Origin of the sequence: Serratia sp. JUb9, from assembly GCF_014298095.1 — a bacterium.
GTDB classification, from domain to species: Bacteria; Pseudomonadota; Gammaproteobacteria; order Enterobacterales; family Enterobacteriaceae; genus Serratia_B; species Serratia_B rhizosphaerae.
In genome coordinates this window covers 3,870,986-3,889,826 of record NZ_CP060416.1, presented here as the reverse complement: position 1 = coordinate 3,889,826, position 18,841 = coordinate 3,870,986, and the positions used below count along the sequence as shown (strand labels likewise).

The 18,841-nt window shown below is 55.6% G+C and carries 16 protein-coding genes; 6 read left to right on the top strand and 10 right to left on the bottom strand.

The window, feature by feature from the left end; all coding sequences use genetic code 11:
* Window positions 1-154: 154 nt before the first annotated feature.
* Together yajL and panE are read right to left on the bottom strand one after the other, a co-directional pair.
* Window positions 155-745, bottom strand: a complete 591-nt coding sequence (gene yajL, locus HF675_RS18380; protein ID WP_105230006.1) for a protein deglycase YajL — start codon at window positions 743-745, stop codon at window positions 155-157.
* Window positions 705-1,619 carry a 2-dehydropantoate 2-reductase gene (panE, locus tag HF675_RS18375; protein WP_187043545.1) on the bottom strand — a complete coding sequence of 305 codons (915 nt, stop codon included), beginning with the start codon at window positions 1,617-1,619 and terminating at the stop codon, window positions 705-707. Before panE ends, yajL begins: the two co-directional genes overlap by 41 nt.
* A 247-nt stretch (window positions 1,620-1,866) precedes the next feature.
* Here panE and HF675_RS18370 point away from each other — a divergent pair, with 247 nt between their 5' ends.
* The gene (locus HF675_RS18370) at window positions 1,867-2,358 is read left to right on the top strand and encodes a YajQ family cyclic di-GMP-binding protein (protein WP_105230008.1); all 492 of its coding nucleotides are present in this window, start codon (window positions 1,867-1,869) and stop codon (window positions 2,356-2,358) included.
* A gap of 46 nt (window positions 2,359-2,404) precedes the next feature.
* Here HF675_RS18370 and HF675_RS18365 read toward each other — a convergent pair whose 3' ends face one another.
* The 8 genes from HF675_RS18365 to HF675_RS18330 all read right to left on the bottom strand — a co-directional run bounded on the left by HF675_RS18365 (window position 2,405) and on the right by HF675_RS18330 (window position 11,335).
* Window positions 2,405-3,769, bottom strand: coding sequence for an MFS transporter (locus tag HF675_RS18365; RefSeq protein ID WP_111737630.1), 1,365 nt, complete (start codon window positions 3,767-3,769; stop codon window positions 2,405-2,407).
* A 216-nt stretch (window positions 3,770-3,985) separates the two neighbouring features.
* Entirely contained in the window at window positions 3,986-4,876 is an 891-nt protein-coding gene (cyoE, locus tag HF675_RS18360) for a heme o synthase (protein ID WP_015671183.1), read from the bottom strand.
* 17 nt (window positions 4,877-4,893) lie between these two features.
* Complete coding sequence (locus tag HF675_RS18355; protein WP_105230010.1) at window positions 4,894-5,232, bottom strand: cytochrome o ubiquinol oxidase subunit IV; 339 nt, start codon at window positions 5,230-5,232, stop codon at window positions 4,894-4,896.
* Complete coding sequence (locus tag HF675_RS18350; RefSeq protein ID WP_004954628.1) at window positions 5,232-5,846, bottom strand: cytochrome o ubiquinol oxidase subunit III; 615 nt, start codon at window positions 5,844-5,846, stop codon at window positions 5,232-5,234. Before HF675_RS18350 ends, HF675_RS18355 begins: the two co-directional genes overlap by 1 nt.
* Window positions 5,836-7,827, bottom strand: a complete 1,992-nt coding sequence (cyoB, locus tag HF675_RS18345; protein WP_105230011.1) for a cytochrome o ubiquinol oxidase subunit I — start codon at window positions 7,825-7,827, stop codon at window positions 5,836-5,838. Before cyoB ends, HF675_RS18350 begins: the two co-directional genes overlap by 11 nt.
* A 4-nt stretch (window positions 7,828-7,831) precedes the next feature.
* A complete protein-coding gene (cyoA, locus tag HF675_RS18340; protein WP_105230012.1) occupies window positions 7,832-8,785 on the bottom strand; it encodes a cytochrome o ubiquinol oxidase subunit II in 954 nt (317 codons plus the stop codon).
* A 442-nt stretch (window positions 8,786-9,227) separates the two neighbouring features.
* Window positions 9,228-10,706: a muropeptide MFS transporter AmpG gene (gene ampG / locus HF675_RS18335; RefSeq protein WP_105230013.1), complete on the bottom strand. Its 1,479-nt coding sequence runs from the start codon at window positions 10,704-10,706 to the stop codon at window positions 9,228-9,230.
* 50 nt (window positions 10,707-10,756) lie between these two features.
* Entirely contained in the window at window positions 10,757-11,335 is a 579-nt protein-coding gene (locus tag HF675_RS18330; protein WP_105230014.1) for a lipoprotein, read from the bottom strand.
* Between the two features lie 303 nt (window positions 11,336-11,638).
* Between HF675_RS18330 and bolA the strand changes: the two genes are divergently transcribed.
* The 5 genes from bolA (at window position 11,639) to lon (ending at window position 18,625) form a co-directional block, all read left to right on the top strand.
* A complete protein-coding gene (gene bolA, locus HF675_RS18325; RefSeq protein ID WP_105230015.1) occupies window positions 11,639-11,965 on the top strand; it encodes a transcriptional regulator BolA in 327 nt (108 codons plus the stop codon).
* Between the two features lie 359 nt (window positions 11,966-12,324).
* Entirely contained in the window at window positions 12,325-13,629 is a 1,305-nt protein-coding gene (gene tig, locus HF675_RS18320; protein WP_105230016.1) for a trigger factor, read from the top strand.
* A gap of 390 nt (window positions 13,630-14,019) precedes the next feature.
* Window positions 14,020-14,643, top strand: coding sequence for an ATP-dependent Clp endopeptidase proteolytic subunit ClpP (gene clpP, locus HF675_RS18315; RefSeq protein WP_105230017.1), 624 nt, complete (start codon window positions 14,020-14,022; stop codon window positions 14,641-14,643).
* 161 nt (window positions 14,644-14,804) lie between these two features.
* Window positions 14,805-16,076 carry an ATP-dependent protease ATP-binding subunit ClpX gene (gene clpX, locus HF675_RS18310; protein WP_105230018.1) on the top strand — a complete coding sequence of 424 codons (1,272 nt, stop codon included), beginning with the start codon at window positions 14,805-14,807 and terminating at the stop codon, window positions 16,074-16,076.
* A 194-nt stretch (window positions 16,077-16,270) separates the two neighbouring features.
* Window positions 16,271-18,625 (top strand): endopeptidase La, encoded by a 2,355-nt coding sequence (gene lon / locus HF675_RS18305; protein WP_105230019.1) that lies wholly within the window; start codon window positions 16,271-16,273, stop codon window positions 18,623-18,625.
* The last annotated feature ends 216 nt before the right edge of the window (window positions 18,626-18,841 follow it).

Below are 18,841 nucleotides of genomic sequence, written 5' to 3'. Positions count from 1 at the left end.
TTTGCGCCGTTGCCGCCTGGCTGAGACGCGAAATCTATCGGGGATTACCCCTGAATCTTATACGCCGCAGCGTTGTTGGCTGCCGGCGTGAATCACGGCCACTGACTGATGACAGCCAAGTCTCAGAGTCGTTAGTGATTGCGTAAGTAAGTGTTCAGTCACTGAAGTCGTACATGCCTGGGATCAATACCAGCTGCGCTGCGACCTCCGCCGCTTTGGCTTTCCCCAACAGCAGATCAATCAGCTTCAGGCTGAATTCCATGGCGGTACCCGGCCCCTGGCTGGTCAGCAGATTGACGCGCGCGTCATATACCACCCGGCGCTCCATCCACTTATCCTGCGGGATATGCTGTTTCAAACCGGGGAAGCCGGTCATGTTACCGACCGGGAACAGATCGTGGTGTTGCAGCACCAGCGCCGGCGCGGCGCAGATGGCGGCGACGATTTTCCCCTGCAGATGCATCTGACGCACTTTTTCCACCAGCAGCGGGCTGTCGCGGAAGCATTCGGCGCCCTGCAGGCCGCCGGGCAACACGATAGCGTCAAACGGTTCGTCGACGATCTCAACCAGCGCCGCATCTGCCAGCAGCTTAACGCCGCGGGAACAGACGATGGTCAGACTGCCGTCGCCGGCCACGCTGGCGGTGGTGACCTTAATCCCGGCGCGCACCAGTAAATCGATGGCGGTTACCGCTTCGGTTTCTTCACTTCCAGGCGCCAGGCAGACCAACACCGATACGTTCATACTCATTTTCCTTTCGCTTAACCAAATCAAACAGCCGGGCGTTTTCCGGCAGCACCATGCCGTGGCTGCGGGCGCGCCGCAGCAGATAACCGGTAATATAGTCGATCTCGGTGTGCCGCTGGGCGTGAATATCCTGCAGCATGGAGGAGACATTATCCGCCGTGCTCTCTATCACCTGCATCACATACTGCCGCAGTCCCTCACAGGTGGTGTGGTGCCCCTCCATCGCCATCACGCCGGCTACTTCGCTGCAGATCAGCGTGATTTGCTCAGGATAATGGCGCAGCTCGCCGTTGCGGCAGTCATACAGCGCGGTCAGCGGATTGATCACGCAGTTAACCGCCAATTTACGCCACAGCGCGGCGGTAATTGTATTGTGCCAGGCGACGTCCGGCAGCGCCTGATGCAGAACCTCCGCCAGGTGGCTGAGCGCTTCCGCAGCCGGAGACGTCGGGCCGATATGGGTGGTGCCGTCGGCAACGTGAATAATGGTATGGCCGTCGTGGCGCGCGGCGTGGGTGGTGGTGCCTTGCAGTATTGGCTGCTCGTTGGCCGGTAGTTCATCCTGTGTGCCCATGCCGTTGTGCAGCAGCAAAATGGCGCAGGCGGGGTTGAGCTTCGGCAGCAGGGCCGCTACCGCATCGGAGACTTGCCAGGCCTTGAGCGTCACCAGCAGCAGTTCGCTGCTGCGCAGATGCTCGGCGTCGTTGCTGAGCAGGCTCTGACTGAAGCGGGAGCCATCGGTTTCAATAACATCGACGGCGCAAAACGGCTGAGGTACGCGTAACCATCCTTGTACATCATGGCCCTGCTGATACAGCCGGGAGAGCCACAGCTGCCCGAGGGCGCCGCAACCAAGAACAGTTATTTTCATCCATCCTCCTTGGGGGGACCGGGGGATTGCCGTTATCCGGTATCGTATTGCTGGGGGAACAGGCCAGCGCAAAGCGCCTGAGCGCTCTTTGCGAACCGCTGATCTGACACCATAAATTGTAGACTTTCCTGCGTGTGGACGTTTGCGTTGCCGTGACATCGGAATTTTGCCTTAATCGGCAAAGCGGGTATCATGCACGCCATCGAAATTGCCTGACAGTTCGGGCTCTCATTCAGGAGGAAGAAGTATGCCATCTTTCGACATTGTTTCCGAAATAGATATGCAGGAAGTGCGCAACGCCGTGGAGAACGCCTCGCGCGATCTGGGCACCCGTTGGGATTTCCGCAACGTGCCGGCCAGCTTTGAGCTGAACGAAAAAAATGAAACGATCAAAGTTGCCAGCGAATCTGATTTTCAGGTTCAGCAGCTGCTTGATATTCTGCGTGAAAAATTGGCCAAGCGTGGTATTGAGGGCGCGGCGCTGGAGATCCCGGAAGAGTTTGAGCACAGCGGCAAAACCTACAGCGTTGACGCCAAGCTGAAGCAGGGGATTGAAACGCAGCTGGCGAAGAAGATCGTCAAGCTGATTAAAGACAGCAAGCTGAAGGTGCAGGCGCAGATTCAGGGTGACGAAGTGCGCGTGACCGGGAAATCCCGTGACGATTTGCAAAGCGTGATGGCGCTGGTGCGCGGCGGTAATCTGGGGCAGCCGTTCCAGTTTAAAAACTTCCGCGACTGATCGTACTGATGTGAATAAAAACGCCGGGCTTGCCCGGCGTTTTTATTTATAGCGTATTGACCAGCGTTTCCAACTGTCCGCGGTTGGTCTGTTTGGTGTCGACCTTCACATAGGCGCTGCGCTCTTCCGGCACGACGATGGCTTCCGCCACGCCGGGTTGAGCCTGCAGCCGGCTTGCCAGCGACGTGTCTTTTACCGCCAGTTCCGAGAGTGTGATACGCAGGCTGCTGACGTACGGCGGTTCCTGCATGGTGCTGCTGATGATAAACCATACGGCGGCAATCACCGCGCCGGCGATAAACACCAGCCCGGCGCCGTGCAGGCCGTAGAGCCAGCCGCCGAGGCTGCCGCCGATGGCAACGCCGATAAACTGGCTGGTGGAGTATACGCCCATCGCCGTACCCTTGTAGCCGGCCGGCGACTCTTTACTGATCAGCGAAGGCAGAATCGCCTCCATCACGTTAAACGCCATAAAGAACAGCTGTACGCCGGCGATAATGCCCCACAGATGTTGGCCGGAAATCAACAGTACCAGTTCGGCGGCGAACAGCACCGCCACGCAGCCCATAAATACCTGCTTCATGCGGCGCTTCTTCTCGGCATAGATAATAAACGGCACTACCGACACGAACGACACCAGCATGGTCACCAGGTACACCACCCAGTGTTTACTGGCCGCCAGCCCGGCCTTCTCCATTGCCAGCGGCAGGGCGACGAAGCTCGACATCAGCAGAATGTGCAGGCACATGATGCCGATATTGAGCTTCAGCAGGCGCGGGTTGCTCAGCACTTTGCTGAAGCTGCCGCGCACCATGCTGGACTCGCGGTTCAGCACGTGGCGGTCGGCCGAAGGCACCACCAGTAAGGTAATGACGATACCGCACAGCGCCAGCGCGGCGATCATCCAGAACAGCGCATGCAGTCCCAGCGCATGGGTAATCACCGGCCCCAATACCATGGCGATGGCGAAGGTAATACCGAAGCTGATGCCGATAAACGCCATGGCTTTAGTGCGGTTCTGCTCGCGGGTCAGATCGGACAGCAGCGCCATCACCGCGGCGGCGATAGCGCCGGAGCCTTGCAGCGCGCGGCCGAGGATAATGCCCCAGATCGAGTCGCTGACCGCAGCGATAACGCTGCCGAGGGCGAACACCAGCAGCCCGCCGACGATCAGCGGCTTACGGCCGATGCGGTCGGAGATAAGCCCGAAGGGAATTTGAAAAATCGCCTGCGCCAGGCCGTAAATGCCGATGGCGATGCCGATCAGCGTTTCGCTGGCGCCGTTCAGCGCCATACCGTAGGTGGTCAGCACCGGCAGCACCATAAACATGCCGAGCATGCGCAGTGAGAATACCGTGCCCAGACCCCAGGTCGCCCGGCGTTCCACCGGGGTCATCGTATTATCGTTCATGCAAACTTCGAACCTCAGTAAAAACTATCCCATCAGGTTCTGGCCGTCAGAGCCTGATGGGATAACTTTTGGGAGCGCGTTTATTTTAGTGTGAAGGGCAGGGGAGGGTAAACGTAATGTTATTTAGCAGATATTACAGTATTTCCCGGATGCCGGTAGGGCTGAGAACGTAAAAATAAAATGGGCCGCGTTAGCGGCCCATTGACGAAGAGCGAGTTACCAGACGTAAGTTAACAACGTTTCCGGCGACGCCGAGGCGCTAAAATCGATCGACATCATTACGCTGAGTGAGGTGATGGCAACAATCGAGAACACAAACAGTTTGCGCGCCCAGATGCTGTCATTCTCGGTTTTATAACCGCGTAACGCCATGCCCAGCCACCACACGCTGACCGCTGCCGCGACGACCAGGTACTTGTACCCGGCGTAGCCGCTCAGGGTCAGCATCAGGGTGGCGATCATAAACGCCAGAATGTAGACCGTAATGTGGTTCTTGGCGACGGAAATGCCTTTGACTACCGGCAGCACAGGAATATTGGCTGCCTGATAATCTTTGAAGCGGAAGATGGCAATCGCATAGGAGTGCGGCATCTGCCACAGGCTGAAGATAGCCAGCAGGATCAACGCGCCCATATCGAACTCGTTGGTCACCGCGCAGTAGCCGATAACCGGCGGCGCAGCGCCTGACAGGCTGCCAATCAGCGTGCCATAGACAGAATGGCGCTTCATATACAGGCTATAAACGCCGACATAAACCACGAAGCCCATCACCGCCAGCCACATGGCCAGCGGGTTGGCTGCGGTATACAGCAAGGCGAAGCCAGCAATACCCAGCGCGGTAGCATAAACCAGGGTGACATTCGGCGCGATCAGGCCTTTTACCAGCACCCGGTTCTTCGTTCTCTCCATTTTCTTGTCGATGTCACGGTCAATGTAGTTGTTAAACACACAGCCCGAGGCGACAACCAACGAGACACCCACCAGGGTGGCGAGAAACAGGGGATAGTCGATGCTTCCTTTGGAAGCCAACAGGAATCCCCCAACGACAGAAATTAAATTACCGAAAATAATTCCTGGTTTAGTTACTTGCAGGTATTGCTTCATCATTACTTACGGCTCGGCTCTTAATCGACCATCATATTGAGGTTGAGGTTGTACATAATCCACAGTGAACCCACAACAACGATACCGATGATCATAGCGGTGAACAGTAATGCCACCAGGTTCCAGCGCTCTTCCGATGAAGTGTTCATGTGCAGGAAGTAAATCAGGTGAACAATCACCTGAATAACCGCCATGCCGACCACAACCGCCAGGATGGTGGAATGAGAGGCAGTGCCGTTCATCACCATCATAAATGGAATTACCGTCAGGATGACCGACAGGATGAAGCCGATCAGGTATGACTTGACGCTGCCGTGGCTTGCGCCGCCGTGAGAGGTCTCATGGGATGAATGGCTCATTACATAACCCCCAGCAGATAAACAACGGTAAATACGCAAATCCATACCACATCCAGGAAGTGCCAGAACAGGCTCAGGCACATCAGACGGGTTTTGTTGGTTGACGTCAGGCCATGCTTGCTCACCTGAATCATCATGATGATGATCCAGACCAGACCGGCAGACACGTGCAGACCGTGAGTACCGACCAGCGCGAAGAAGCTGGACAGGAACGCACTGTGATCCGGGCCGAAGCCTTCGGCGATCAGGTGATGGAATTCATAGATTTCCATCGCCACGAAGCCGAGGCCGAACAGGAAGGTCAGGAACAGCCAGGTGTTGACGCTGCCGACTTTGCCTTTGTTCATGCCGATCATCGCCATCCCGTAGGTGATGGAGCTGAACAGCAGCAGGAACGTCTCAACCAGAACAAACTTCAGATCGAAGATGTCTTTGCCAGAGGGACCGCCAGCGGTCCCGTTCACCAGTACTGCATAAGTCGCGAACAAGCTCGCAAACAAAATACAGTCGCTCATCAGGTAGATCCAAAATCCGAAGACTTTGGTCTCTCCTGCGTCGTGGTGCCCATGCTCTGCATGGGCTGCGTTGTGGTTAGTCAGAGTATCAGTTGACATGTTTCACGCCTGCTTTGCTGATTTGTTCATAGTGTTGGTTCTCAATGCGCTCGATTTCGTCAACCTGCACATAGTAGTCAACATCTTGGTCGAAGCTCTTGGCGATCCAGACTACGATCATGCCGATGAAGCCGGCCAGAGCCATCCACCAGATTTCCCAGATCATGGCGAAACCGAAGATCAGGCTGAAGAAGCCGATGATAACGCCGGCGCCGGTGTTCTTAGGCATATGAATCGGTTCGTACTTAGCCGGTTTCTTATACGCTTCACCTTTTTCTTTCATGTCCCAGAATGCATCACGGTCGTGAATTTCCGGCATGGTGGCGAAGTTATAGAACGGCGGAGGAGAAGAAGTTGCCCACTCCAGAGTACGGCCGCCCCACGGGTCACCGGTCAGGTCGCGGTTCTGATCGCGGTCACGAATACTGACGAAGATCTGAATCAGCTGACACAGGATACCGCAGGCAATCAGCGCAGCACCGCCCGCAGCAACCATCAGCAGCGGATGGAACTCAGGGTTGATGTTCTGGCTGATACGACGAGTCATACCCATAAAGCCCAGCGCGTACAGCGGCATGAAGGCCACGAAGAAACCGATGATCCAGAACCAGAACGCGCGTTTGCCCCAGGTTTCGTTCAGCGTGAAGCCGAAGGATTTCGGGAACCAGTAAGTCAGGCCGGCGAAGCAACCGAACACCACGCCGCCGATGATGACGTTGTGGAAGTGCGCAATCAGGAACAGGCTGTTGTGCAGCACGAAGTTCGCGCCCGGCACCGCCAGCAGAACGCCGGTCATACCACCGATGGAGAAGGTGATGATGAAGCCGATGGTCCACAGCATGGCAGAGTTGAACTGGATACGACCCTGGTACATGGTGAACAGCCAGTTGAAGATTTTCACCCCGGTCGGGATGGAAATAATCATAGTGGCGATACCGAAGAAGGCGTTGACGTTCGCGCCGGACCCCATGGTAAAGAAGTGGTGCAGCCATACGATGAACGACAGAACGGTAATCGCGATGGTTGCCCATACCAGAGAGGTATAGCCGAACAGACGTTTCTTCGAGAAGGTCGCGGTAACTTCGGAGAACACACCGAACACCGGCAGAACCAGGATGTACACTTCTGGGTGACCCCAGGCCCAAATCAGGTTGATGTACATCATCATGTTGCCGCCCATATCATTGGTGAAGAAATGGGTGCCCAGATAGCGATCCAGGGTCAGCAGCGCGATGGTGACGGTCAGAATTGGGAAAGAAACGATAATCAGGACGTTAGTACACAGTGCCGCCCAGGTGAATACCGGCATTTTCATCAGAGGCATGCCAGGGGCGCGCATCTTCAGAATGGTCGCGAAGAAGTTAACACCGGTCAACAGGGTACCCAGACCGGAAATCTGCAGACTCCAGATCCAGTAATCGACCCCGACGCCAGGACTGTACTCCTTGCCGGACAGCGGCGGATACGCCAGCCAACCGGTCTGCGCGAACTCACCAACCCCCAGAGAGATGTTGATCAGTACGACGCCCACCACGAAGAACCAGAAGCTCAGGGAGTTCAGGAACGGGAAGGCAACGTCGCGCGCACCGATTTGCAGCGGTACAACCACGTTCATCAGACCAACCACGAAAGGCATCGCCATGAAGAAAATCATGATTACGCCGTGGGCGGTAAAGATTTGGTCATAGTGGTGCGGCGGCAGGAAGCCGGCCTCGCCGGCAGACGCAAGCGCCTGCTGGCTACGCATCATGATGGCGTCGGCAAAGCCGCGCAGCAGCATGACCATCGCCACGATGATGTACATAATACCAATTTTTTTATGGTCGACGGAGGTCAGCCATTCGCTCCACAACCATTTCCACTTGCCCAAATATGTTATCAGCGCCAGCAGTGCCAGGCCGCCAACAACAATTGCAGCAACGGTGACCATGATGATCGGTTCGTGGTAAGGAACCGCATCAAGCGTTAATTTTCCCAACATCAGATTATTCCTCGGCTCCGGCGTGAGCATGTTCACCCATGTCCATACCCTGGCTCATGTCCATGCCTTCGTGCGCGTTTGCTTCAGCGCCTTTGTGCATGTGCATGTCGCCCATGAATTTGCCAATTGTTTCTTTGAACAAATTAGGTTTGACACTGGAGAAGTACTCAACCGGGTTGTTTTCACTCGGCTCTGCCAGTTTGTTAAAGTCGTCGGTGGTATTGAGGTTCTTGGAAGAAGCTTTCACCTTGTTAACCCACTGATCGAAGTCGCCTTCGGTTGGGGTGACAATAGCGTTGAACTTCATACCGGAGAACCCGCGACCGCTGAAGCTGCTGGAAATACCTGCGTATTGCCCCGCTTCGTTGCCGATCAGATGCAGTTTGGTCTGCATGCCGGCCATCGCATAAATCTGTCCACCTAACTGAGGAATAAAGAACGAGTTCATTACCGAGTTAGAGGTGATCTTGAATTCGACTGGAACATCTTTCGGGAAGGCCAATTCATTCACCGTCGCAATACCCTGCTCTGGGTAGATAAACAGCCATTTCCAGTCCAGCGACACCACTTCAATGGTCATTGGCTTCTTGTCGGTGACAATCGGCTTGAATGGATCCAGTTCGTGCGTCGTTTTCCAGGTAATGGTGCCAAGGATGGCGATGATGATGATTGGAATGGTCCAGACGACCGCTTCAATCTTGTTGGAGTGTGACCAGTTAGGACTGTACTTGGCATCCTTGTTGGAAGCGCGATACTTCCAGGCAAAACCGAACGCCATGATGATAACTGGAATCACCACGATCAGCATTAATGCGATAGCGGTGATTATCAGTGTCCGTTGTTCAACACCTATTGCTCCTTTGGGATTCATCAATACCATATCGCACCCACTGAGCATTACAGTGGATGCGAATAATGACAACATCCCAATACTTTTATTGTATTTCTTAAGTCTCATCTAACGACCTCAATTACAAAGGCTCATTGTCGTTTCATGTGTGCGGGCATTTTACGGGAAGGTTGCAGTACTGTAAACATGCTTAGGCTTGTGTCAGCGCCTCGTTGACACTTTCTGTTAACGTTGTCACAGATGTAACGCTGCGTGACAATTTCCCAATGGCAACAATGCGTTGGCATGCTGAATCGTGCCGGGGTAATGCTATCTTATGGAAAAACAAAGGTATGATGATTTAGTGCTCAGAGGGGATTTTTTTAAATGGGGCGCAAAAGTATATTTAATGTAAAATATTTGTTTGTTACAGGTGAATTTAATTTTATTTATAATCTTTTTCCTAAGGTGAAAAAAATAATTCAGATGGCAATTATATTTTCACACAGAAATAAAATTATTTAACCAATGCATTCCGCAGACCGGCGCCAGCGCCCCGGCCTGCGGGGGCTTACGCCAGGCGCGTGCGGCGCAGCGCCAGGTAGTCCAGCAGGCTGCCCGCCACGATGCCGGCCAGGCTCAGCGCCGCTCCGGCCTGCAGCGCAGCGTCGGCCAGTTGCGGCAATGTGCTCCAGTCCAGCGCGTTGCTGATAAGCAGCAGCAGCCACAGCGCCAGCAGGCTGCAGCCTACGCCCAGCAGACGCAGCGCCCAGCGGTAGGCCCGCTGGAATTCGGTGCGCGGCATAAAGTCGTCGGTGTTCTGCGTGTACTCCAGCGTCCGGCGGCAGACGGCCAGCAGGAGCAGGCCGGGAATCGCCGCGGCGATAGAGAACAGATAAAACAGCGGCCAGCCGTGCGCTTCGACGAACCAACCGGCGATCGGCCCGACGTAGACCCGGCCCACGGCGGAGAGCGCCGACAGCAGGGCGAACTGAGTCGCCGAGAAGGATTTGTTGCACAGCGTCATCAGCAGCGCGACAAAGGCGGCGGTGCCCATGCCGCCGCACAGGTTCTCCAGGAAGATGGCGCTGCCCATGCTGATGATGTTTTTGTCGGTCACCGCCAGGATCCAGTAGCCGAGGTTCGACACCGCCTGCAGCATGCCGAACAGCATCAGCGCGCGGAACAGGGTGAGACGCTGCATCAGCACACCGCCAAACAGCGCGCCGACGATGGTGGCGAACAGCCCGAGCGTTTTGTTGACCAGCCCGACCTCGCCGGCGTCAAAGCCGACGCCGCGAATCAGGAAGGTGGTGCTCAGGCTGCCGGCAAAGGCGTCGCCCATTTTGTACATCACGATCAGCAGCAGGATCAGCCAGGCGTTGTTACGGGCGAAGAAGTCGCGCAGCGGGGCGATGACCGCCTGCTCCATGGTGCGCGGCGCGGGAACGCTGTCGTCGGGTTCCGGCGCCAGCAGCGTTGCGGCAATACCGAGCAGCATCAGCCCGGCCATCAGCCAGTAGGTGGCCTGCCAGCCGAAGTAGCGATCCGCCAGCCACAGGGCCAGTCCGCCGGACACCAGCATCGCCAGACGATAGCCCAGCACGGAAATCGCCGCGCCGGCGCCGCGTTCTTCCGCCGTCAGCAGATCGGTTTTGTAGGCGTCGAACACGATATCCTGCGAGGCGGAGCAGAACGCCACCAGCACCGCCAGCGCGGCCAGCCACCACAGATGTTGCGCCGGGTTCATAAAGCCCATCGCCACGATCGCCGCCACCAGCAGCAGCTGGCTGATCAGCAGCCAGCCGCGACGCCGGCCGAGGAACGGTGGCGTGTAGCGGTCCATAAACGGTGACCAGAGGAATTTGAAAACGTAAGCCTGACCGACCAGTGAAAAGATACCGATGGTTTTCAGATCGATATTCTCGACGGTCATCCAGGCTTGCAGCGTGCCGGAGGTCAGTGCCAGCGGCAGGCCGGAGGCGAACCCCAGCAGCAGCAGGATCAGCGAGTTACGCTGGGTGAAAATCGCAAAGTACTGTTTAGACATGAGTTCCCTGTCTGTGTCGCCCGGCATGCCGGGCGACACAAGGCGTCAGATTAACGCGCGTTCTGCTTGATAAAGTCGTTGACGCTGGTGTCCTGTGCCATATCAGCGATCACGTCGCCGAGCACGGTATTGACCGCGTTGGTGATTTTATCGTTGGTTGCGTTAAAGGCGCCCTGAACGTTATAGGTCGAACGATAGTTCTTCACCTGCTTGTTGCCGTTTTTCGCCACGGCGATAATCGAGATATCGGCCTTGGTGGTGATGCTGTAGCGCAGGTTGCCTTCGGTGACGTCGGCATACAGATTGTTCATCACGATCTGCAGGTCAACCGGTGCATTCGGGCCGATCATATAGCCGCGCGCGCCCATTTGCTTCTCCAGCACTTCCTGCAGCAGGAAACGCAGATCGCGCGATGGCGTCAGGGTGACCAGACGGCTGTCGCGGTTAACCTTGGCCAGCGCCTGATCCTTGCGCTGATCGGCGCCGTTGATGCTGATGGTCACGCCCTGCAACGTCGGATCCTGAGTTGGCAGCACGATCTTCGGCGTGACGTTAAGGGTATTGCCGCTGCTGGCGCAGCCGGCCAGCAGCAGCGCGCCTAATAAAGGAAGACAAAGTTTTTTTAACATGTTAGCGCTCTCGTTTTCGTCTGAGTCGGAATGGTATTGCCAACAATCATCTGGCCGACATGATAGCATCGCCGTCGGCCGGGGGAAGTGTTCCAACGTTGCTGGATGGCAATTTTTTTACTGTGAGTGATAAAAACATGCTTTTTTGTTGCTCTCAATAAGATAAACCCCAAGAGCCAGGATGTTGTGGTGGTTTTTTCGCCACGGAACTGAGAAATTTACACGCTGCGTATTCTCCCGGGGGAAAAGCGGCTAATATTGAAATAGATGGCATGTCCTCTGCCGGTGTTGTAAGGAGATCCTATGATTCGCGAGCAAATAGAAGCAAAGTTAAGGGCGGCGTTTGAGCCCGCGTATCTGGAAGTGGTTGATGAAAGTTATCGTCACAACGTTCCGGCGGGTTCAGAAAGCCACTTTAAGGTGGTATTGGTCAGTGACCGCTTCGTCGGCGAACGCTTTCTGACGCGCCACCGTTCGATCTACGGCGTGTTGGCGGATGAGCTGGCTAACGGCGTGCACGCGCTGGCGCTGCACACCTATACCCTGAAAGAGTGGGAAGGGCTGCAGGATACCGTACTCGCTTCGCCGCCTTGTCGCGGCGCGACGCCGGAACCCTGGCCGGACGTATAAAAGCTGACGCGGCAGTGGAACTTTAGCCGCGATTTAGGGTATTACTACAGACGAATTTTGAAACGGCCTGCGGGCCGTTTCTGTTTTTGACGACGACGCGGTTTATTGCCTGCAGCGCGGTCAAAGCGGTCGGCAGGCGCGTTTTTTTGCCAAAAATCAGCAAAAGTGTGAATTTTAACGCGTTACAGCCGCCCGGCTTTCCTCGACTCGCCTCGCATGCGCCGCTATAATGTCGCGTCTTATTTTTCCGGAATGGTTTCGGGACGCTCTCGGCATCAGGGAACTCGGTTCTGTAATGCAGCCGTCCTGGTTCTTGGAACGGAGTCGACCGAGCACTGTGATTTTTTTGAGGTAACAAGATGCAAGTTTCAGTAGAAACCACTCAAGGCCTTGGGCGCCGTCTTTCTATCACCGTACCTGCTGATGTTATCGCGCAGGCGGTGAAAAAAGAGCTGATCAACGCAGCGAAAAGCGTGCGTATCGACGGTTTCCGCAAGGGCAAAGTGCCGATGAACATCGTTGAGCAGCGTTATGGCGCCTCTGTTCGTCAAGACGTGCTGGGCGATCTGATGCAGCGCAACTTTGTTGACGCGATCATCAAAGAAAAAATTAACCCGGCTGGCGCGCCAAACTACGTGCCGGGCGAGTACAAGGAAGGCGAAGATTTCAGCTACACCGTTGAATTCGAAGTGTATCCGGAAGTTGAGCTGAAAGGCCTGGAAAACATCGAAGTTGAAAAACCAGTGGTTGAAGTCAACGACGCTGATGTTGACACCATGCTCGACACCCTGCGCAAGCAGCAGGCGACCTGGAAAGACACCGATCGCGCCGTTGAAGCTGAAGACCGCGTGACCGTTGATTTCTCCGGTTCTATCGACGGTGAAGAGTTTGAAGGCGGCAAAGCGGCAGACTTCGTTCTGGCGATGGGCCAGGGCCGCATGATCCCGGGCTTTGAAGAAGGTCTGGTGGGTCACAAGGCCGGTGAAGAGTTCACCATCGACGTTAACTTCCCGGAAGACTACCACGCTGAGAACCTGAAGGGTAAAGCCGCCAAGTTCGCCATCGTGCTGAAGAAAGTGGAAGAGCGCGAGCTGCCTGAGCTGACCGAAGAATTCATCCAGCGTTTCGGCGTGGCGGATGGTTCTGTTGACGGTCTGCGCGCGGAAGTGCGTAAAAACATGGAGCGCGAGCTGAAAGGCGCCGTGCGTAACCGCGTCAAGACTCAGGTTATCGACGGCCTGGTCAACGCTAACGACATCGACGTGCCTGCTGCACTGATCGACGGCGAAATCGACGTGCTGCGCCGTCAGGCTGCACAGCGTTTCGGCGGCAACGAGCAGCAAGCGCTGGAACTGCCGCGTGAACTGTTCGAAGAACAGGCTAAGCGTCGCGTTGTCGTCGGCCTGCTGCTGGGCGAAGTGATCAGCACCAACGAGCTGAAAGCTGACGAAGATCGCGTGAAAGCGCTGATCGATGAGATGGCTTCCGCTTACGAAGATCCAAGCGAAGTTATCGAGTTCTACAGCAAAAACAAAGAGCTGATGAACAACATGCGTAACGTGGCTCTGGAAGAGCAAGCGGTGGAAACCCTGCTGTCTAACGCGAAAGTGACTGAAAAAGCGACCACTTTCAGCGAGCTGATGAACCAGACTCAACAGGCGTAATGTCTGAGCCGGGCGATGGCGACATACCCGGCTGTTATCTGAAAAAGCCCGTAACTTTGGTTACGGGCTTTTCTTTTTGCCACGTTGCTGATTAATCTCAGGTTAAGCGCAATAATATGCACTATATTTATCCTGTTGCCTGCGGTATTTGCAGGCATGATGGTGATGTGGCGTTGCCGCAGAGATCGGCAGGGAAAATGGCGCACCGGGCTTGAAATTCCCGCCGTTGCCCCCCAACTGAAATACTCAGAGGGTTGTTTGCCGAGCGTGGGATGATAACGACCGTCAGGTCATGTGGCGCGGTTGGATGGTTGAGCATGGTCAGCGTGGCTGTTCTCAAGTAGAATCAGCAAACAATGGCGCCAAGGCAATTTCTATTAGGAGACGGTAATGTCATACAGTGGCGAACGAGATCAATTTGCACCTAACATGGCACTGGTGCCGATGGTGGTGGAGCAGACTTCACGCGGGGAGCGTTCTTACGACATCTATTCCCGCCTGCTGAAAGAGCGCATTATTTTCCTGACCGGCCAGGTTGAAGACCATATGGCCAACCTGATCGTGGCGCAGATGTTGTTCCTGGAAGCGGAAAGCCCGGAAAAAGACATTTTCCTGTACATCAACTCACCGGGCGGCGTGATCACTGCCGGCATGTCAATCTATGACACCATGCAGTTTATCAAGCCGGATGTCAGCACGATCTGTATGGGACAGGCCTGCTCGATGGGATCGTTCCTGCTGACTGCGGGCACCAAAGGCAAGCGTTTCTGCCTGCCGAACTCCCGGGTGATGATTCACCAGCCGCTGGGTGGTTTCCAGGGGCAGGCGACGGATATTGAAATCCACGCGCGTGAAATTCTGAACGTGAAGTCGCGGATGAATGAACTGATGGCCAAGCATACCGGCCAATCACTGGAGCAGATCGAGCGTGATACCGAGCGCGATCGCTTTATGACCGCGGAAGAATCGGTAGAATACGGTCTGGTCGACGGCATTCTGACGCACCGCAGCTAAGGCTACGCGGTAGGCGAGCGTTAAGTGCGAGCCGATAGACTATAGTAATCAGAGCGGATGATTCCGCTCTGAACAGCATTATCGGCGTTCCCCGGTATTTGTTTGGGCGCACTGCCGCCATGATTTTCCTGCGGGACAAAGACAAAAGAAGAGGTTTACTGATGACAGATAAGCGCAAAGACGGTTCAGGAAAGCTGCTGTACTGCTCTTTCTGCGGCAAAAGCCAGCATGAAGTGCGTAAGCTGATTGCCGGTCCGTCAGTGTATATCTGCGATGAATGTGTTGACCTGTGTAACGACATTATTCGCGAAGAGATTAAAGAAGTTGCCCCGCATCGTGAGCGCAGTGCGCTGCCGACGCCGCACGAGATCCGCAACCACCTGGATGATTATGTTATCGGCCAGGAACAGGCGAAGAAAGTGCTGGCGGTTGCGGTGTATAACCACTACAAGCGTCTGCGCAACGGCGATACCAGCAACGGTATCGAGCTGGGCAAGAGCAACATCCTGCTGATTGGCCCGACCGGCAGCGGCAAAACGCTGCTGGCGGAAACGCTGGCGCGCTTCCTGGATGTGCCGTTCACCATGGCCGACGCCACCACGCTGACCGAAGCCGGTTACGTGGGCGAGGACGTGGAGAATATTATCCAGAAGCTGTTGCAGAAATGTGACTACGACGTGCAAAAAGCGCAGCGCGGCATCGTCTATATCGATGAAATCGATAAAATTTCCCGCAAGTCTGACAACCCGTCGATTACCCGCGACGTGTCGGGCGAGGGCGTGCAGCAGGCGTTGCTGAAGCTGATCGAAGGCACCGTCGCCGCGGTGCCGCCTCAGGGCGGCCGCAAGCATCCGCAGCAGGAGTTCCTGCAGGTTGATACCTCCAAGATCCTGTTTATCTGCGGCGGCGCATTCGCCGGCCTGGACAAGGTGATTGGCCAGCGCGTCAACACCAGCTCCGGTATTGGCTTCGGCGCGACGGTGAAGGGCGAGTCTGAAAAGGCAACCGAAGGCGAACTGCTGCTGCAGGCGGAGCCGGAAGACCTGATCAAGTTCGGTCTGATCCCTGAGTTCATCGGCCGTCTGCCGGTGGTGGCAACGCTGAGCGAGCTGAGCGAAGAAGCGCTGATTCAGATCCTGAAAGAGCCGAAAAACGCCCTGACCAAGCAGTATCAGGCGTTGTTCAATCTGGAAGGCGTCGAGCTGGAGTTCCGCGATGAAGCGCTGAATACCATCGCCAAGAAGGCCATGGCGCGTAAAACCGGCGCCCGCGGCCTGCGTTCTATCGTAGAAGGCGCGCTGCTGGATACCATGTACGATCTGCCGTCGCTGGAAAGCGTCGACAAGGTGGTGATTGACGAGTCGGTGATTGACGGCCAGTCCAAACCGCTGCTGATTTACGGTAAGCCGGAAGCGCAGGCATCCGGCGAATAATTCGCCAGCCAAACCATCAGGTTAATCGTAAAATGGGGGATTTTATCCCCCATTTTTTTTTCCTGCATTCTTGCCGTTGAATGTCAGAGATTTATCCCCATATACTCAATAAATGGTTTTATGAAACGTTGATTGCCTGCGTCTCATGAGATTCCCCCTCAATCCTGGCGGAAATTAAACTAAGAGAGAGCTCTATGAACCCTGAGCGTTCCGAACGCATTGAAATCCCTGTCCTGCCGTTGCGCGACGTGGTGGTTTATCCGCACATGGTGATCCCGTTATTTGTTGGCCGGGAAAAATCGATTCGGTGCCTCGAAGCCGCAATGGATCACGATAAAAAGATCATGCTGGTGGCACAGAAAGAGGCCTCAACGGATGAACCTGACATTAACGACCTGTTTTCCGTCGGCACCGTAGCGTCCATTCTGCAGATGCTGAAACTGCCGGACGGTACGGTAAAAGTGCTGGTGGAGGGCCTGCAGCGCGCGCGCATCACCACGCTGTCCGACAGCGGCGAACACTTTGCCGCACAGGCGGAATACCTCGACTCGCCGGCCATCGATGAGCGCGAGCAGGAAGTGCTGGTACGCACCGCGATCAATCAGTTTGAAGGCTATATCAAACTGAATAAAAAAATCCCGCCGGAGGTGCTGACATCGCTGAACAGCATCGACGACGCGGCGCGCCTGGCGGACACCATCGCTGCGCATATGCCGTTGAAACTTGCCGATAAACAATCGGTGCTGGAAATGTCTGACGTTTCCGAACGCCTTGAATATCTGATGGCGATGATGGAGTCGGAAATCGACCTGCTGCAGGTGGAAAAACGCATCCGTAATCGCGTCAAGAAACAGATGGAAAAGAGCCAGCGCGAGTACTACCTGAATGAGCAGATGAAGGCCATTCAGAAAGAGCTGGGCGAAATGGACGACGCGCCGGACGAATATGAAGCGCTGAAGCGCAAGATCGACGCGTCGAAAATGCCGAAAGAGGCTCGCGAGAAAACCGAAGCGGAACTGCAGAAGCTGAAAATGATGTCGCCGATGTCGGCCGAAGCCACCGTGGTACGCGGCTACATCGACTGGATGCTGCAGGTGCCGTGGAGCTCACGCAGCAAGGTGAAAAAAGACCTGGTCAAGGCGCAGGAAGTGCTCGATACCGATCACTACGGCCTGGAGCGGGTGAAAGACCGCATCCTTGAGTATCTTGCGGTGCAAAGTCGCGTCAGCAAAATCAAAGGGCCGATCCTGTGTCTGGTGGGGCCGCCGGGGGTGGGTAAAACCTCTCTGGGGCAGTCGATTGCCAAGGCGACCGGCCGTCAGTATGTGCGTATGGCGCTGGGCGGCGTGCGCGATGAAGCGGAAATCCGCGGGCATCGCCGCACCTATATCGGCTCCATGCCGGGCAAGCTGATCCAGAAAATGGCCAAGGTCGGGGTGAAGAACCCGCTGTTCCTGCTGGATGAGATCGACAAGATGTCGTCCGACATGCGCGGCGATCCGGCTTCGGCGCTGCTGGAAGTGTTGGACCCGGAACAGAACGTAGCGTTTAACGATCACTATCTGGAAGTGGATTACGATCTGTCCGACGTGATGTTCGTCGCCACCTCTAACTCGATGAATATTCCGGCGCCGCTGCTGGACCGTATGGAAGTGATCCGTCTGTCCGGTTATACCGAAGACGAAAAGCTCAACATCGCCAAGCAACACCTGCTGCCGAAGCAGATCGAGCGCAACGCACTGAAAAAGAACGAGCTGACGGTGGACGACAGCGCCATTATCGGCATCATCCGTTACTACACCCGTGAAGCCGGGGTGCGTAGCCTGGAGCGTGAAATCTCCAAGCTGTGCCGTAAGGCGGTCAAAACCCTGTTGATGGACAAGAAGCTCAAGCATATCGAAATCAACGGTGACAACCTGAAAGACTACCTCGGCGTACAGCGTGTGGATTACGGCCGTGCGGATACCGAAAACCGCGTGGGCCAGGTAACCGGTCTGGCGTGGACGGAGGTGGGCGGCGATCTGCTGACCATTGAAACCGCCTGCGTGCCGGGTAAAGGCAAACTGACCTACACCGGTTCTCTGGGTGAGGTGATGCAGGAATCGATTCAGGCTGCGCTGACCGTGGTGCGCGCCCGCGCCGAGAAGCTGGGCATCAACGCCGATTTCTATGAAAAACGCGATATCCACGTGCACGTGCCGGAAGGTGCGACGCCGAAGGATGGCCCAAGCGCCGGTACCGCCATGTGCACCGCGCTGGTCTCCTGCCTGACCGGCAACCCGGTGCGCGCTGATGTGGCGATGACCGGTGAGATCACGCTGCGCGGCCAGGTGCTGCCGATTGGCGGTCTGAAAGAAAAACTGCTGGCGGCGCATCGCGGCGGCATTAAAACGGTATTGATCCCTTACGAAAACAAACGTGATTTGGAAGAGATCCCGGATAACGTCATCGCCGATCTGGAAATCCATCCGGTGCAGAAAATCGATGAAGTATTGGAGATTGCCCTGCAGAATCCGGCCTTCGGCGCCCAGCCGGTAGCGGCGAAATAGTGACGTATCGCAAAATACATTGATAAAACTTATGCTGGCAGGTCAATTCGGACTTGCCAGCGTTTTTTTGTCCCGCTAAGTTAGATCACTGTCGATTGGCGTTAGCCGCGCTACCGCTGGCGGCTTGCCAAGTTTCGACGGGATTGATATAACAGCTGCGCTGTCGCATACCGTAGGGATTTTTCGGTGCGACGAGAGAATTCTAGAGGGGATGAT

Coding starts and splice junctions, on each gene's coding strand:
- yajL (WP_105230006.1), bottom strand. CDS start 745: ATGAACGTATCGGTGTTGGTCTGCCTGGCGCCTGGAAGTGAAGAAACC.
- panE (WP_187043545.1), bottom strand. CDS start 1,619: ATGAAAATAACTGTTCTTGGTTGCGGCGCCCTCGGGCAGCTGTGGCTC.
- HF675_RS18370 (WP_105230008.1), top strand. CDS start 1,867: ATGCCATCTTTCGACATTGTTTCCGAAATAGATATGCAGGAAGTGCGC.
- HF675_RS18365 (WP_111737630.1), bottom strand. CDS start 3,769: ATGAACGATAATACGATGACCCCGGTGGAACGCCGGGCGACCTGGGGT.
- cyoE (WP_015671183.1), bottom strand. CDS start 4,876: ATGATGAAGCAATACCTGCAAGTAACTAAACCAGGAATTATTTTCGGT.
- HF675_RS18355 (WP_105230010.1), bottom strand. CDS start 5,232: ATGAGCCATTCATCCCATGAGACCTCTCACGGCGGCGCAAGCCACGGC.
- HF675_RS18350 (WP_004954628.1), bottom strand. CDS start 5,846: ATGTCAACTGATACTCTGACTAACCACAACGCAGCCCATGCAGAGCAT.
- cyoB (WP_105230011.1), bottom strand. CDS start 7,827: ATGTTGGGAAAATTAACGCTTGATGCGGTTCCTTACCACGAACCGATC.
- cyoA (WP_105230012.1), bottom strand. CDS start 8,785: ATGAGACTTAAGAAATACAATAAAAGTATTGGGATGTTGTCATTATTC.
- ampG (WP_105230013.1), bottom strand. CDS start 10,706: ATGTCTAAACAGTACTTTGCGATTTTCACCCAGCGTAACTCGCTGATC.
- HF675_RS18330 (WP_105230014.1), bottom strand. CDS start 11,335: ATGTTAAAAAAACTTTGTCTTCCTTTATTAGGCGCGCTGCTGCTGGCC.
- bolA (WP_105230015.1), top strand. CDS start 11,639: ATGATTCGCGAGCAAATAGAAGCAAAGTTAAGGGCGGCGTTTGAGCCC.
- tig (WP_105230016.1), top strand. CDS start 12,325: ATGCAAGTTTCAGTAGAAACCACTCAAGGCCTTGGGCGCCGTCTTTCT.
- clpP (WP_105230017.1), top strand. CDS start 14,020: ATGTCATACAGTGGCGAACGAGATCAATTTGCACCTAACATGGCACTG.
- clpX (WP_105230018.1), top strand. CDS start 14,805: ATGACAGATAAGCGCAAAGACGGTTCAGGAAAGCTGCTGTACTGCTCT.
- lon (WP_105230019.1), top strand. CDS start 16,271: ATGAACCCTGAGCGTTCCGAACGCATTGAAATCCCTGTCCTGCCGTTG.